The sequence below is a fragment of the Sphingopyxis sp. L1A2A genome (genome assembly GCF_005502465.1).
Lineage (GTDB): Bacteria > Pseudomonadota > Alphaproteobacteria > Sphingomonadales > Sphingomonadaceae > Sphingopyxis.
In genome coordinates, this window is sequence record NZ_SCOT01000006.1 from 60927 (window position 1) to 75851 (window position 14925).

At 67.2% G+C, this 14925-nt stretch carries 13 protein-coding genes; 11 read left to right on the forward strand and 2 right to left on the reverse strand.

Annotated elements, in window-relative coordinates; genetic code table 11:
* Positions 1–98 precede the first annotated feature (98 nt).
* Genes FFS68_RS05910 through FFS68_RS05945 form a run of 8 tightly spaced genes read left to right on the forward strand, consistent with a single transcriptional unit; the run spans position 99 to position 7418 of the window.
* Positions 99–818 (forward strand): DUF4129 domain-containing protein, encoded by a 720-nt coding sequence (locus FFS68_RS05910; RefSeq protein WP_137752343.1) that lies wholly within the window; start codon positions 99–101, stop codon positions 816–818.
* A complete protein-coding gene (locus tag FFS68_RS05915) occupies positions 815–2050 on the forward strand; it encodes a DUF4350 domain-containing protein (RefSeq protein ID WP_137752268.1) in 1236 nt (411 codons plus the stop codon). The genes FFS68_RS05910 and FFS68_RS05915 overlap by 4 nt, the downstream gene beginning before the upstream one ends.
* Complete coding sequence (locus tag FFS68_RS05920; RefSeq protein WP_137752269.1) at positions 2040–3005, forward strand: MoxR family ATPase; 966 nt, start codon at positions 2040–2042, stop codon at positions 3003–3005. Before FFS68_RS05915 ends, FFS68_RS05920 begins: the two co-directional genes overlap by 11 nt.
* Positions 3002–4330 (forward strand): DUF58 domain-containing protein, encoded by a 1329-nt coding sequence (locus FFS68_RS05925; RefSeq protein ID WP_137752270.1) that lies wholly within the window; start codon positions 3002–3004, stop codon positions 4328–4330. Before FFS68_RS05920 ends, FFS68_RS05925 begins: the two co-directional genes overlap by 4 nt.
* Positions 4327–5367 (forward strand): stage II sporulation protein M, encoded by a 1041-nt coding sequence (locus FFS68_RS05930; protein WP_137752271.1) that lies wholly within the window; start codon positions 4327–4329, stop codon positions 5365–5367. Before FFS68_RS05925 ends, FFS68_RS05930 begins: the two co-directional genes overlap by 4 nt.
* A complete protein-coding gene (locus FFS68_RS05935) occupies positions 5364–6233 on the forward strand; it encodes an RDD family protein (RefSeq protein WP_137752272.1) in 870 nt (289 codons plus the stop codon). The genes FFS68_RS05930 and FFS68_RS05935 overlap by 4 nt, the downstream gene beginning before the upstream one ends.
* Positions 6220–6909 carry a nitroreductase gene (locus tag FFS68_RS05940; RefSeq protein WP_137752273.1) on the forward strand — a complete coding sequence of 230 codons (690 nt, stop codon included), beginning with the start codon at positions 6220–6222 and terminating at the stop codon, positions 6907–6909. Before FFS68_RS05935 ends, FFS68_RS05940 begins: the two co-directional genes overlap by 14 nt.
* Positions 6910–6926: 17 nt before the next feature.
* Complete coding sequence (locus FFS68_RS05945) at positions 6927–7418, forward strand: hypothetical protein (protein ID WP_137752274.1); 492 nt, start codon at positions 6927–6929, stop codon at positions 7416–7418.
* A gap of 146 nt (positions 7419–7564) precedes the next feature.
* Here the strand turns inward: FFS68_RS05945 and FFS68_RS05950 are convergent, their stop codons facing one another.
* Positions 7565–8023, reverse strand: a complete 459-nt coding sequence (locus FFS68_RS05950) for a hypothetical protein (RefSeq protein WP_137752275.1) — start codon at positions 8021–8023, stop codon at positions 7565–7567.
* 106 nt (positions 8024–8129) lie between these two features.
* Between FFS68_RS05950 and gyrB the strand changes: the two genes are divergently transcribed.
* Positions 8130–10706 (forward strand): DNA topoisomerase (ATP-hydrolyzing) subunit B, encoded by a 2577-nt coding sequence (gyrB, locus tag FFS68_RS05955; RefSeq protein WP_249340036.1) that lies wholly within the window; start codon positions 8130–8132, stop codon positions 10704–10706.
* A gap of 131 nt (positions 10707–10837) precedes the next feature.
* Complete coding sequence (locus tag FFS68_RS05960) at positions 10838–11239, forward strand: septal ring lytic transglycosylase RlpA family protein (protein ID WP_137752276.1); 402 nt, start codon at positions 10838–10840, stop codon at positions 11237–11239.
* Between the two features lie 201 nt (positions 11240–11440).
* Here FFS68_RS05960 and FFS68_RS05965 read toward each other — a convergent pair whose 3' ends face one another.
* A complete protein-coding gene (locus FFS68_RS05965) occupies positions 11441–12370 on the reverse strand; it encodes a glutaminase (RefSeq protein ID WP_171003756.1) in 930 nt (309 codons plus the stop codon).
* A 53-nt stretch (positions 12371–12423) separates the two neighbouring features.
* Here FFS68_RS05965 and FFS68_RS05970 point away from each other — a divergent pair, with 53 nt between their 5' ends.
* Positions 12424–14844 (forward strand): ligase-associated DNA damage response DEXH box helicase, encoded by a 2421-nt coding sequence (locus FFS68_RS05970; RefSeq protein ID WP_137752277.1) that lies wholly within the window; start codon positions 12424–12426, stop codon positions 14842–14844.
* Positions 14845–14925 lie beyond the last annotated feature (81 nt).

A 14925-nucleotide genomic window follows, 5' to 3' on the forward strand; every position in this document is an offset into this window, starting at 1 on the left:
AACGGGGCAGACCGGTACGCAAGCATCTCTTGCCTTGGCGCGCCGCCTCGCGCTACCACCGGTGCGATGACGATGCGGGGCGGATCAGTCTTTTGAGTATGATGGCCTTGTGGATCGCGCAGGCGTCGGTGGCGGCCGATGCGCCGGGCGCCGATGGGGGCGCCGGGGCAAGCCAGGGATGGCTGATCGATCCCGAACTCGTCGATCCCGCCTTTAGCCAGACGATCGCCGGGGGCGGAATCCAGACCGGCTTTCCGCCGCCCGAACCGCGCACGCCGCCGCCCGAGTGGCTGACGTCGCTGTTCGACGCCATCGCGCGCTTTTTCGAGTGGAGCGCCCCCGCCGCCAAGCCGCTGCTGTGGCTCTTTGTCGCGCTGGTGGCCTTGTTCCTGCTCTATCATTTCGTCCCCGCCTTTGCGCGCTGGGTCGATAATCTGCCGTTCCGGCGCAGCGCGGACGATGGCGACGGCGAGGACGCGATCGGGCTGGCCGAAGCCGGTGCGGCGCGCGCGTTGCTCGCCGAGGCGGACGCGCTGGCCGCGGCGGGGCGCTTTTCCGAAGCGGTGCATCTGCTGCTCTATCGCAGCGTCGAGGACATTGAGGGCCGCCGTCCCGGGCTGGTCAAGCCCGCGATGACGTCGCGCGACCTGGCCGCGGCGCGCGATCTGCCGGTGGTGGCACAGGGCGCGTTCAGCCGCATCGCGCGCGCGGTCGAAATCAGCCTGTTCGGCGGGCGCTCGATCGACGCCGACGCGTGGCAACAATGCCGCAGCGCCTATGCCGAGCTGACGGTGCCCAAGAATTGGGCGCGGGCATGAGCGGTCCGGCGGCAAATGACGGCGGTTTCAACCCGCGGCTGATCGCGGGCGTCGTCGCGATCGGGGTGATCGCGTTCATCGCGCTGTGGGCGCTGATCGCGCTCGGCCCGCAGCTCAGCAGCGGCAACGACGGCGGTGGCCACGCGCTGTCGAAAGCGGCGCCAGGCTATGCCGGGATCGTCGATCTGCTCGAACGCAGCGACGCGGTGATCGATCTGCGGCGCAGCGAAGAGGCGCCCGAATATGAGGAGGAATGGCGCGAACTGCTGGTGCTGACCCCGACGCACAGCACCAAGCCCGACGATCTGGCGCGGGTGATCAAGGGGCATCGCGGCGGCCCGATCCTGATCGTCCTGCCAAAATGGCAGACCGGACGCCACCCCGAAAAAGCGGGCTGGTCGGGCAACGGCTTTCCGATCGCCCCGTCGCCCAAGCTGTTGCCACCGACCATAGGTTCGATCGACAAGATCGCCAGCGAGCCACATGCGCGGGGCGCGGCGGCAACGGGCGTTTTCGGCGGGCGCGACGTCACGCTGCCGCTGCGCGGCCTGCGCGCGCAGGTGGTGACCGCGGAGGGATATGAGACGCTGATCGGTTTCCCGCACGGCGGCGCGCTGCTCGCCAAGCGCCCGCGCGACGACATCTACATCCTGTCGGACCCCGATTTCATCAACAATCTGGCCTTTTCGAGCCGCGATCGCGCCCGCACCGCGGCGATGCTGGTCGATGCGGTGGCCGAGGACGCCGACGCCGACGGGCTTGCCTTTGACCTGACGCTCAACGGCTTCGGCAGCCAGCGGTCGCTGCTGCGCTTTGCCTTTGTGCCGCCGTTCATCGGCATCACCTTGTGCCTGATCGCCGCCGGGCTGCTTGCGCTGTGGCAGGCGTGGATGCGCTTCGGTCCGGCGCTGAAACCGGCGCGCGCGATTGCGGTGTCGAAAGCGGCGCTGATCGCCAACAGCGCCGACCTGATCAAACAGGCGCGGCGCGAGCTCGACGGCGCCGACGCCTATGTCCGCAGCCAGCGCAGCGCGATCGCGCGGCGGCTGCACGCGCCCGGCGGGCTCGACGAGGCAGCGACCGACCGCTGGATCGACAAGCATCTGGATGGCCACAGCGCGCTGTTTTCGGCGCTCGCGCGGCGGTTGCCGCTGGCGCGCAATACCCATGAGTTTTTGGCAGACGCGCAGGCGCTGCACGACATCAGGAAGGATCTACTGCGTGACAGCTAACCCCATCGAAAGCGTCCAGGCGCTCGGCGCCGCGATCGAGGCCGAGGTCGCCAAGGTCGTGTTCGGGCAGGGTCCGCTGACCCGCATGGTGACGATCGCGCTGCTCGCGGGCGGCCATGTGCTGCTCGAAGGCCCGCCGGGAACCGCCAAGACCCTGCTCGCGCAAGCCTTCGCCCGCGCGACCGGCCTCGATTTCGGGCGCATCCAGTTCACGCCCGATTTGATGCCTGGCGACATTTTGGGGTCGAACCTGTTCAATTTCCAGACGTCGAGCTTCACCCTGACCAAGGGGCCGATCTTTACCGAACTGCTGCTCGCCGACGAAATCAACCGCACCCCGCCGAAAACGCAGGCGGCGCTGCTCGAAGCGATGCAGGAACGCCGCGTGACGATCAACGGCGAGGCGCATGTGATGAGCCCGCGTTTCACCGTGCTGGCGACGCAAAATCCGATCGAACAGCAGGGCGTCTATCCGCTGCCCGAAGCGCAGCTCGACCGCTTCCTGTTCAAGCTGGTCGTCGACTATCCCGCCGCCGACGAGGAGCGCCGCATCGTCGCCGATCATGGCGGGCGCTTCAAAAGCCCCGCGGTCGGCGATTTTGGGGTGACCGAAGTCGCCAATGCCCAGGCAATCGAGGCGGCGATCGACACCATCGCGACCGTCCGCCTGGCCGACGAGATCGTCGATTATATCGTCCGCCTCGTCCGCGCGACACGCGAGAGCGCCGATCTGGAGTGCGGGGCGTCCCCGCGCGCCGCGACGCTGCTGGCGCGCGCCGCCTGCGCCGCGGCGGCGCTCGACGGGCGCGACTATGTGATCCCCGACGACATCCAGCGGCTGGCGTCAGGCGTGCTGCGCCACCGCGTCATCCTGTCGGCGGCCGCCGAGATCGAGGGCCGGGGCGTCGAACAGGTCGTCGCCGCGCTGCTCGACCGCGAAGAAGTGCCGCGGTGATCTATCCGACCCGCCGGGCGATCTATCTGCTGCTGCTCGGCGCCCCGATGGCGCTCGCGCTCGGGCTGGTGCGGCCCGAGCTGTGGCTCGTCGCGCCCGGCTGGATCGGGGTCATCGCCGCGTGCCTGATCCTCGACACGATTGCCGGCGCCAATCCGCGCCACCTCAGCCTCGACGCACGTTTTCCGCACCAGGTCGGGGTCGGCGACGCCTTTGACCTCTCGCTTGCTGCCAGCGGCGGCGCGGTGCCGCCGCGCGCCGAACTGGCGCTCGCGCTCGACGATCGGCTCGCCGAAGGCGGACGGCTGGCGAGCGACATGCGCGCCGTCGCGGTCGATGGCGGCGCCGCGCGCACGCTGGCCCGCACGCTTTCGCTCACGGCGTCGCGGCGCGGGCAGGCGCTGGTCGAGGCGCTGTGGATCCGCTGGGCCGGGCCGCTCGGCCTCGTCTGGAAACAGCGCAAATTTGCCATCGGCGGTGCGATCAGCGTCGTCCCCAGCCTGCGCGCGGTGACCGAGGAAGGCAGCCGGTTGTTCCAGCGCGACAGCTGGTTCGGGCTGCGCCAGCAACGCCTGCGCGGCGAAGGCACCGAATTTGAGGCGCTCGCCGAATATCAGCCCGGGATGGACCGCCGCGCGATCGACTGGAACGCGTCGGCGCGCCACGTCAAACTGCTGGCCAAGGAATATCGCGTCGAGCGCGACAACCGCGTTGTCCTGGCGATCGACAGCGGGCGGACGATGGCCGAACCGGTCGGCGGCATGCCGCGCGTCGACCGCGCGGTGTCGGCGGCGCTGCTGCTCGCCTATGTCGGGCTGAAACTGAATGACCGGATCAGCCTGTTTTCGTTCGCGGCCAAGCCGCAGGCGCTGACCCCCGCCTATATGCATACCCAGGATTTCCCGGCCCTGCAGCGCGCCGCGAGCCTGATCGACTATGCCCATGTCGAAAGCAATTTCACCCTCGCCCTCACCACCTTGTCGGCGCAGCTCAGCCGCCGCTCGCTGATCATCCTGTTCACCGAATTCACCGATGCGACGAGCGCCGACCTGATGATCCGCGCCGCGGGACGGCTGGCCAGGAAGCACCGGCTGCTGTTCGTCGTCATCAAGGATGACGAGGTCGAAAGCGAGGAACGCCGCCGCCCCGAAACCGGCGCCGACGTCACCAGGTCGAACGTCGCGGCGGCGATGCTGCGCGATCGTCAGCTGGTGATCGCGCGGCTCCAGCGGCTGGGCGCCGACGTCGTCGAAGTGCCCGCCGACGCGATGGGGGCGAGCGCGGTCGAGGCCTATCTGGGCATCAAACGGGCCGGTACCCTATGACCCCCGCGACCTCCACCACCCGCGCGCTCGATGCGCCGAGCTTTTCGACCAGCCGCTTTCGCGCCGAACGCGAAGCCGACTGGATCGCCTTCGACCTGCTGCTGACCAAGCTGGAGAAAAAGGGTGCCAAGGCGCTGACCAGCGATGAACTGCTGCAACTGCCTTTGCTCTACCGCGCCACGTTATCGTCGCTGTCGATCGCGCGCGCGACCAGCCTCGACAAGGCGCTGCTCGATCATCTCGAGGCGCTGTCGATCCGCGGCTATTTCCTGGTTTACGGGGTGCGCGAGAGCCGCCGCAACCGTCTGCGCCGCTTCTTCCTCTACGACTGGCCCGCCGCGGTCCGGTCGGTGTGGAAAGAGACGATCATCATTTCGCTGATCATCCTGCTCGGCGCGTTGACCAGCTATTCGCTCGTCGCGAGCAACCCCGAATGGTATTTCAACTTCGTCGATGAGGAGATGGCGGGCGGGCGCGATCCGCGCGCGACCGCCGAATTTCTGAAATCGACGCTGGGCCAGGGCAAGGCGGCGGCCGGCGACAGCGAAAGCGGCCTCCACGTCTTTGCGACCTATCTCTTCACCCACAACAGCCGGGTGTCGATCCTGTCCTTTGCGCTGGGCTTTGCCTTTGGCGTGCCGACGATGATGCTCGAATATTATCAGGGCATCGGGCTGGGCGCGATGATCGCGGTGTTCGCAGGCAAGGGGCTGGGTTTCGATTTCGGCGGCTGGCTGTTCATCCATGGCACCACCGAGCTGTTCGCGGCGGCGCTGTCGGGCGCCGCGGGGCTGCGCATCGGCACCGCGGTCGTCTTTCCCGGCGCCAAGGACCGGTTGCAGGCCGCCGCCGACGCCGGGCGGACCGCGGGCAAGGTGATGGTCGGGGTCATATTGATGCTGTTCGCGGCCGGGCTGCTCGAAGGATTCGGGCGCCAGCTGATCACCGACACGATGCTGCGCTATGCGATCGGCTCGCTGATGCTGCTCGCCTGGATCGCCTATTATTACATCCCGCGGCGCGAGGATGTCACATGACCGCCGCCGCCACCAACGCCAAGCTGCAAGCGGCGGGCGCCAAGAAAATCCGCCAGTTCATTACCCCGGAGGGGGTCGACCTGGAATTGAAGATCGCCAGTTCGGGGCTGCGCTTCGGCGCGCTGATGATCGATGTCGTGATCATGCTGCTGGTGCTGATCCTGTTCACGCTGCTGATCGCATGGTTGGCGCCCGCCGCCGACGGCGAGCTGACGACGATCGTGTGGATGCTCGGCGCCTTTGTCCTGCGCACCTTCTGGTTCATCGGCTTCGAGCTCGGCTCGCGCGCCGCGACCCCGGGCAAGCGGTTGATGGGCATCCGCGTCGTCGCGCGCGACGGCGGCCGCCTGACCGCCGATGCGGTGGTGGCGCGCAACCTGATCCGCGAGCTTGAACTGTTCCTGCCGCTGATGATGCTGGGGGTCAGTGCTGCCGAGGATATGGCATCGACCTGGACCATCGTTGCCGGGGTCGCATGGTCGCTGACGCTCAGCCTATTCCTGCTGTTCAATCGCGACCGGATGCGGATGGGCGACCTGATCGCCGGCACCTGGGTGGTGATGGCACGGCGCGCCAAGCTGGACGCCGACATCGCGGTCGATGCAGCGGGCGACGCGATGCTGTTCAGCGAGGCCGAGCTGGCGGTCTATGGCATCTTCGAACTGCAGGAGCTCGAACGCGTGCTGCGCGGCCGCGATCCGCGCGCGATGCGCGAGGTTGCCGACGCGATCCGCGCCAAGATCGGCCGCCCGGTCGCCGAAGAGGATGACGTGTTCCTGCTGAGCTATTATCGCCAGCTCAAATCCCGGCTCGAACGCAAATTGCTGTTCGGCAAACGGCGCGAGGATAAATATGCCAGTGACTGACCAGCTTTCCGTAACCGCCGCCCTGCACCAGCGGCGATCGATCCGCAAATTTACCGATCAGCCCGTCGATCCCGCGCTGCTCCAGGACATTTTTGCCGCGGCGCAGCGCGCGCCATCGGGCGGCAACCTCCAGCCGTGGCAGGCGACGCTGCTGACCGGCGACCCGTGGCAGGCGGTGCAGGACGCGGTCGCCGCGCGGCTGGCGATGGGGCGCGCGGGATATGAGCCCGAGTATGACATTTACCCCAAGGGACTGACCGATCCGTGGGAAGCGCGGCGGTTCGGGGTGGGCGAGGGGCTTTATGCCGCGCTCGGCATCCCGCGTGAGGACAAGGCGGGGCGGCTCGCTCAGTTCGTGGAGAATTACCGGGGTTTCGGCGCACCGGTGATGCTTTTCCTGCATTGCTCGCGCATCATGGGGCCGCCGCAATGGGCGGACATGGGCATGTGGCTGCAATCGGTGATGCTGCTGCTCGTCGAGGCCGGGCTCGCCAGCTGCCCGCAGGAATGTTGGGCGATGTACGGGCGGACGGTGCGGCAAGCGCTGGCGCTGGACGACGACCAGATTTTGTTCACCGGGCTGGCGATCGGCTATGCCGATGCCGATGCGGCGGTGAACCAGTGGCCGGTGCCGCGCGTTGCACCGAATGATGTGATTGATTGGCAGGGATTTTGAGGATGACAGCGCGGCGGATGTGGACACAAATTGGCTTGGTGCTGCCGGTGATGCTGGCGGTTGCCGGATGCGCTGCGGTCCCGACCGCGGCGCCGCCACCGCCGCGCCCGGCACCCATCGCCGCCGCGCCGACCCCCGCCCCGCTGCGGACACCAACCCGCGGCTGGGAGGATCGCGCCGTCGATGCCGGCGCGTGGCGCTATGACGCGGGGGGCCGCGCCGCTACGTTCGTCCCGACGGGCGGCGCGGGGCCGCTGCTGACGATGGCGTGCAGCGGCGGCGGCATCCGCCTGACCTCGGCGCTCGCGGGCAATGTCAGCTTGCGGACCAGCGCCGGGACCGACCAGATCCGCTTCGACGGCGGCAATGCGACCCTGCCCAACCGCGACCCGCGGCTCGACCGCATCGCGTTCAGCCGCGGACGGTTTGCGCTGGAGACCCCAAGCGGCGGCGCGTTGACGTTGCCGGTGCAGTCCGAAATCGGACGGGTGATCGAGGATTGCCGGTAAAGAAAATCCTCCCTGTCGCGAAGCGATGGGGAGGGGGACCGCCGCCGTAGGCGGTGGTGGAGGGGCGACACCCTAGCGTCATTGCCCCTCCGTCAGCACTTCGCGCTGCCACCTCCCCATCGCTACGCGACAGGGAGGATTGGAGGTTAACCCCCCAGTTGCACCGTGCCGCCCTTGATCCAGCCCCAGCGGCATGGCCCCTGATATTCGCGGGCGTTGCGGACCGATTTGCCGACCCCGCACATGTCGGGATCGGTCCCGGGGGCGGCAAAGACGACCCCGAACCACGCGTCATTCTCGGCGGCTTCGCACAGCGACACATTGGCACCGCCGGCCAGCTTCGCCTTGACCGCGCGCGTTTCGCCGGGCGCCCAGAACACGTCGGTGCCGCCGGGCTTGACCCGGCTGATGCTCGAACAGGCGGGCAGGCTTGGCCCCTCGGTGCCGACCATCACCGCCCGCGTCGCGAGCGGCTCACCGCTGACGACGGGCGCATTTTCGGCGGGCGGCGCGGGCTGGCTGCACGCGGCGAGCGGCAACGCCAGCGCGGCGATCAGCGCCCGAAACGGACGGGACGAAAAGCGGGGGGGAGGGTTGGTTTGCATGTCCCGAATCTAGCCGCCGTCGCCTGACCTTGCAACGCTCGTCGCGATAGCACCAAGACCCGCATTTTCGCTTGGGTTTTGCGGCCTTCGACCCTATATAATCGGCATGACGGACACCCCTGAAAATATGGCGCCGAGCGCCAACGCCAACCTGCCCAATGCTAACGCTTATGGCGCCGATTCGATCAAGGTTCTCAAGGGCCTGGATGCTGTCCGCAAGCGCCCGGGGATGTATATCGGCGACACCGACGACGGGTCGGGGCTGCATCACATGGTGTTCGAGGTGTCGGACAATGCGATCGACGAGGCGCTCGCGGGGCATTGCGACCTGGTCCTGATCACGCTCAACAGCGACGGATCGGTCAGCGTCGAGGACAATGGCCGCGGCATCCCGACCGGCATCCATGCCGAAGAAGGCATTTCGGCGGCCGAGGTCATCATGACCCAGCTCCACGCCGGCGGAAAGTTCGAGAACACCAGCGACGACAATGCGTACAAGGTGTCGGGCGGGCTGCACGGCGTCGGGGTCAGCGTCGTCAACGCGCTGTCCGAATGGCTTGAACTGACGATCTGGCGCGACGGCGAAGAGCATTGGATGCGCTTTGAACATGGCGACGCGGTCGGTCCGCTCAAGGTTAACGGGCCCGCTCCGGCAGGCAAAAAGGGCACCCGCGTCACCTTCTCGGCCTCGACCGACACCTTCAAGAACGTCCTTGAGTTCGATTTCGACAAGCTCGAACATCGCTACCGCGAGCTGGCGTTCCTCAATTCGGGGGTGCGGATCAAGCTCGTTGACGCACGCCATGCCGAACATGTCAGCCACGACCTGTTCTACGAAGGCGGCATCGCGGCGTTCGTCAAATATCTCGACCGCAACAAGGCCGCTATGCTGCCCGATCCGATCGCGATCAGCAGCGAGCGCGACGGCATCGGCATCGACGTCGCGCTGGAATGGAACGACAGCTATTATGAAAATGTGCTGTGTTTCACCAACAACATCCCGCAGCGCGACGGCGGCACCCACCTCGCGGCCTTCCGCGCCGCGCTGACCCGCACGATCAACGGTTATGGCGACAAGTCGGGCATCCTGAAAAAGGAAAAAGTCTCGCTGACCGGCGAGGACATGCGCGAAGGGCTCACCGCGATCGTCTCGGTCAAGCTGCCCGATCCCAAGTTCAGCTCGCAGACCAAGGACAAGCTGGTCAGCAGCGAGGTGCGCCAGCCGCTCGAAAGCCTGATGGCCGACCGGATGACCGAATGGCTCGAAGAAAATCCCGCTTATGCCAAGGCGGTAATTCAAAAGGTTATCGACGCCGCCGCGGCGCGCGAAGCCGCGAAAAAGGCGCGCGAACTGACGCGGCGCAAGGGCGCGATGGACATTGCGAGCCTGCCCGGCAAGCTCGCCGATTGCCAGGAACGCGACCCCGCCAAATGCGAACTCTTCCTCGTCGAGGGTGATTCGGCAGGTGGATCGGCCAAACAGGGCCGCGACCGCCACGTCCAGGCGATCCTGCCGCTGAAGGGCAAGATCCTGAACGTCGAGCGCGCGCGTTTCGACCGCATTATCTCGTCGAAAGAAGTCGGGACGCTGATCCAGGCGCTCGGCACCGGCATCCGCGACGAATTCAACCTTGAGAAACTGCGCTATCACAAGATCGTGATCATGACCGACGCCGACGTCGACGGCGCGCATATCCGCACCCTGCTGCTCACCTTTTTCTATCGCCAGATGCCCGAGATCATCGAGGGCGGCCATCTCTACATCGCCCAGCCGCCGCTGTACAAAGTCGCCAAGGGGCGCAGCGAGGTCTATCTCAAGGACGACACCGCGCTCGAAAATTATCTCGTCGACGGCGGCATCGACGCGCTGATGCTCGAAACCACCGGCGGCGCGCGGTCGGGCAAGGATCTGCGCGACCTGATCGAGCACGGCCGCCGCCTGCGCGCACTGATGCGCTATGTCCCGCGCGGCCATAATTATGAACTGGTCGAGGCACTGGCGCTGAACGGCGCGCTCGATCCGGCGCTCGACAGCGCCGGCCGCACCGCGGCGGGCATCCGCGCCGCCGAGTGGCTCAACGCCGCCGAACGCGCGTTGACCGGCGGGGTCGAGGCGAAATGGACGATCGTGGCGAGCGACGGCGGCTACACGCTGGAGAAGCGCTGGCGCGGGGTCAGCGACCATCATGCGATCGACGCGGCGTTCCTCGCCAGCCAGGAAGGCCGCCGACTGCACAAGCTCGCGGCCGAACAAGCGGAAACCTATGCCCACCCCAGCCGGTTGGTAAAGGGCAGCAGCGCCGCGGCCCAGGCCGCCGAAGCTGCCGCGCTGGCCGCGGCGGATGCGGCGGACGAGGACGCCGATGCGAGCGACAGCGACCTGCCCGCTGCCACCGTCGGCAAGGTCACCCCGATCACGCGGCCGTCCGAACTGCTCGAGGCGATTTTTGCACACAGCCGCAAGGGGCTGGCGATCAGCCGCTACAAGGGGCTGGGCGAGATGAATGCCGAGCAATTGTGGGAAACCACGCTCGATCCGGCGAACCGCACGTTGCTCCGCGTCGAGGCCGAGCAGGCCGACATCGCGCATGAAATCTTCGAACGCTTGATGGGCGACGAGGTCGAGCCGCGGCGCGATTTCATCCAGACCAACGCGCTGTCGGTGGCGAATCTGGACGTATAGTTTCGATTGGTTCCGCTGAAACGGCGCCGATTCCAACCTCCGGACGCAAATAGACGTCAGTCCAACGCGCGGTGGCTTGCCTTGCCGGACCACCGCTGCTTTTGGCCCTCCCACGAAAAGGGGATGATGTCATGCGGGTCTTTTCAGCCATGCTGATGCCGCTTCTGCTCACGGTTTCAGCCGCCGCGCAGGAAGTCGAAGTCACGAACGCGAGCATCGTCGAGATCGATGCTGAAACCGAAATCGGTGGCGGCATGGCCAGCTATTATGGCCGCGAACTCGCGGGCAACCGCACTGCGAGCGGCGAACGCTTCGATCCCGGCCAGCTGACCGCGGCCCACCGCACTCTGCCCTTCGGCAGCATGGTGCGCGTCACCAATACCGCCAACGGCGACAGCGTGATCGTCCGCATCAACGACCGCGGCCCCTTTGCCCACGGCCGCGTGATCGACATCAGCCACGCCGCCGCGCGCGAAATCGGCATGCACCGCAGCGGCACAGCGCGGGTTCGCATGGCGTTGCTCGACGATTGATTGGCGCAGAGTATCGGTCGGGTAACGACCAGTTGCGGACATTCTTCTCCCCTCCCTTCCAGGGAGGGGTCGGGGGTGGGTGGCCGCCGAAGGCGGCGCTCTGCCTCGGCTCGCTAGCGCTCGCACCCACCCCTAACCCCTCCCTGAAAGGGAGGGGAACGTCTTAAATCCACCCCATATCGGACATTCGCCGCCAATTGGTCAGTCGAACACCGACCATCCCGCCGCATAGGCGAAATGTTCGAGCGCCACCGCGCCAGCGAGCGACGTGCCGGCGTCATTCAGCCCCGGCGACCACACCGCGATCGATCCCTGCCCCGGCGCGATGCACAATATGCCGCCGCCGACCCCGCTCTTGCCCGGCAGACCGACGCGGAAGGCGAATTCGCCCGAATTGTCATAATGGCCGCACAGCATCATGATCGCGTTGATCCGCCGCGCGCGGTGCGGCTCGACCAGCTGCTCGCCAGTCAACGGATCGCGGCCCTCCATCGCCAGGAACAGCCCGGCGCGCGCGAGTTGGCGACAGCTCATCGCGATCGCGCATTGGCGGAAATAGACGCCGACGACGGTTTCGACCGGGTGCTGCAGGTTGCCGAAGGCATCCATGAAATGTGCGAGGCTGCGATTGCGCGCACCGGTTGCGGATTCGGAAAAGGCGACGTCGAAGTCGATCGCAACGCTATCGTCGCCCGCCCGCGCGCGCATGAAATCGACAATTTCTTCTGCCACGGCGTCGCCGTCGCGCCCGTCGATCAGCCGGTCGGTGGTCGCAATCGCCCCCGCGTTGATCAGCGGATTGCGCGGGATGCCGGCCTCGTTTTCGAGCTGGACGATCGAGTTGAAGGCGCTGCCCGACGGCTCGCGCCCGACGCTGTCCCACAGGTCGCTGCCGACGCGGCGCAGCGCAAGCGCCAGCGTAAACACCTTCGACACCGACTGGATCGAAAACGCCTCGTCGGCGTCGCCCGCCGTGTGGACCGTCCCGTCGGGCAGCGCGAGCGCGAAACCCAGCTTGTTCGGATCCACCTGCGCCAACGCCGGAATATAGTCGGCGACCCGCCCCTGGCCAAGCTGCGCGGCGGCCAGCGTCATGGCTTCGTCGATGTGGCGGCGCAGATCGTCGGTCATGGCGACCGCCTAGCATAGTTGCTCACGCGATGCGCCTGTGACACGACAGGCCGGTGTCGATCCCCGCCTCCTTCACCGACTGGTTCGCGGCGCGCGGTTGGCGGCTGCGGCGCCATCAGATCGACATGCTCAGCGCCGCGCGGCGCGGCGAGCACGCGCTGCTCGTTGCGGCGACCGGGGCGGGCAAGACGCTGGCGGGGTTCCTGCCGACGCTCGTCGATCTTGCCGCGCATCCGAGCGACCGGCTGCACACGCTGTATGTCTCACCGCTGAAGGCGCTGGCGGCCGACGTCGAGCGCAATCTGCTTGGCCCGATCGCCGACATGGACCTTGCGATCAGCGTCGAGAGCCGCAGCGGCGATACCAGTTCGGACAAGAAAGCGCGCCAGCGGAGCCGGCCGCCGAACATCCTGCTGACCACGCCGGAATCGCTGTCGCTGCTGATCTCCTATCCCGACAGTTTCATGATGTTCGCCGATCTGAAGACCGTGGTGATCGACGAAATCCATGCCTTCGCGCCCGGCAAACGCGGCGATCTGCTCAGCCTCGCGCTCGCGCGGTTGCAGGCGATCGCGCCCGGGCTGCGCCGCGTCGGCCTGTCGGCAACGATCGCCGACGCCGATGCCTATCGCGGCTGGCTGGCGCCAAACGCCGAGGCCGAAAGCGTGACGCTGGTCGAGGGCGAGGCGGGCGCCGATCCCGATATCCAGATCTTGCTGCCCGAAGGCGCGGTGCCCTGGTCCGGGCATTCGGGGCGTTATGCGGTGCATCAGGTGATGGAGGAAGTCGCCAGGAATCGCACCACGATCATCTTTTGCAACACGCGCGGGCTGGCCGAACTGATCTTTCAGGAGCTGTGGAAGGTCAATGACCTCTCGCTCCCCATCGGCATCCATCACGGCAGCCTCGACCGCGAGGCGCGCCAGCGCGCCGAGGCGGCGATGGCCGAGGGGCGGCTGCGCGCGCTCGTCGCGACCTCCAGCCTCGATCTCGGGCTTGACTGGGGCAATGTCGATTGCGTGATCCAGATGGGGGCGCCCAAGGGGTCATCGCGGCTGCTCCAGCGGATCGGCCGCGCCAATCACCGGCTCGACGAGCCGAGCCGCGCGCTGATCGTGCCCGGCAACCGTTTCGAATATCTCGAGGCGCAGGCGGCGCTCGACGCCGTCGAGGCGGGCGAGCGCGACGCCGACCGGTTTCGCCCCGGTGCGCTCGACGTGCTCGCACAACATGTCATGGCGCTCGCCTGCGCGGCACCGTTTCAGGAAGCCGACCTGCTGGCGGAAATTCGTTCGGCGGCGCCCTACCGCTGGGTTAATGCCGCGCTGTTCACCCGCCTGCTCGGTTTTGTCCGCGACGGTGGCTATGCGCTCAAAAGCTATGACCGCTTTCGCCGTCTCGCCCCCGACGGCCCCCCCGGCCCCACGCGCGGCTGGCGCATCGCGCACCCGCGGCTCGCGGCGCAGCACCGGCTCAACGCGGGGATCATCGTCGATGCGCCGACGCTCGACGTCCGGTTCAAGAACGGCCGGCGGCTGGGCACCGTCGAGGAATATTTCGCCAGCACCCTGAGCCCCGGCGACACCTTTGCCTTTGCCGGGCTGAGCCTGGAGGTCGAGGGCATCCGCGACACCGATGTCCTGGTCCGCGCGACGGCCAAACCGGCGCGCATCCCGTCCTATGTCGGCGCGCGGATGGCGCTGTCGACGCGGCTGGCCGACCGGGTGCGGAGTTTCCTGGCCGATCCAGCGAGCTGGCAACGCTTTCCGCCCGACGTGCGTTTCTGGCTCGAAATGCAGGCACTGCGTTCGGTGCTGCCGCGTCCCGGCGAGCTGCTCGTCGAAACCTTCCCGCATGAGGGCAATCATTATCTTGTCGCCTATCCGTTCGAGGGGTGGAACGCGCATCAGTCGCTGGGCATGCTGATCACCAAAAGGATGGAGCGCGCCGGGTTGCAGCCGCTGGGGTTCGTCGCGTCCGACTATGCGCTGGCGATCTGGTCGCTGCGCCCCGTCACCGACCCGGCGGCGCTGTTCGACCCCGCAGTCCTCGAGAAGGAGTTCGTCGAATGGGTCGAGGGATCGCATCTGCTCAAGCGCGCCTTTCGCGAGGTCGCGGTGATCGGCGGTCTGATCGAGCGCCAGCACCCCGGCAAGCGCAAGACCGGCAAGCAAGTCACCTTTTCGACCGACCTGATCTTTGACGTGCTACGCAAATATGAGCCCGACCATCTGCTGCTCGAAGCGGCATGGGCCGATGCGCGCGAACGGTTGACCGATGTCGCGCGATTGGGCGACCTGCTCGACCGCGCGGCAGGGACGATGTTGCACCAGACGCTGGAGCGGATCAGCCCGCTGGCGATCCCGGTGCTGGTGCTGATCGGCCGTGAAAGCGTCGCGGGCGCCGACATCGACGATGCGCTGCTCGGCGAGCTGGCGGACAGCCTGGCCGATACGGCCATGCGCCCGGATTAGCGCAGGCGACACCCGGCGCCGACGCCGCTTGCCGCCAACCCGCAACAGGCGTAGATTGCCGACAAAGATAAAGAGGATGCC

Excerpts from the sequence above, each read along its gene's own strand:
- FFS68_RS05910 (WP_137752343.1), top strand. The coding sequence starts at position 99 with ATGATGGCCTTGTGGATCGCGCAGGCGTCGGTGGCGGCCGATGCGCCG.
- FFS68_RS05915 (WP_137752268.1), top strand. The coding sequence starts at position 815 with ATGAGCGGTCCGGCGGCAAATGACGGCGGTTTCAACCCGCGGCTGATC.
- FFS68_RS05930 (WP_137752271.1), top strand. The coding sequence starts at position 4,327 with ATGACCCCCGCGACCTCCACCACCCGCGCGCTCGATGCGCCGAGCTTT.
- FFS68_RS05935 (WP_137752272.1), top strand. The coding sequence starts at position 5,364 with ATGACCGCCGCCGCCACCAACGCCAAGCTGCAAGCGGCGGGCGCCAAG.
- FFS68_RS05940 (WP_137752273.1), top strand. The coding sequence starts at position 6,220 with ATGCCAGTGACTGACCAGCTTTCCGTAACCGCCGCCCTGCACCAGCGG.
- FFS68_RS05945 (WP_137752274.1), top strand. The coding sequence starts at position 6,927 with ATGTGGACACAAATTGGCTTGGTGCTGCCGGTGATGCTGGCGGTTGCC.
- FFS68_RS05950 (WP_137752275.1), bottom strand. The coding sequence starts at position 8,023 with ATGCAAACCAACCCTCCCCCCCGCTTTTCGTCCCGTCCGTTTCGGGCG.
- gyrB (WP_249340036.1), top strand. The coding sequence starts at position 8,130 with ATGACGGACACCCCTGAAAATATGGCGCCGAGCGCCAACGCCAACCTG.
- FFS68_RS05960 (WP_137752276.1), top strand. The coding sequence starts at position 10,838 with ATGCGGGTCTTTTCAGCCATGCTGATGCCGCTTCTGCTCACGGTTTCA.
- FFS68_RS05965 (WP_171003756.1), bottom strand. The coding sequence starts at position 12,370 with ATGACCGACGATCTGCGCCGCCACATCGACGAAGCCATGACGCTGGCC.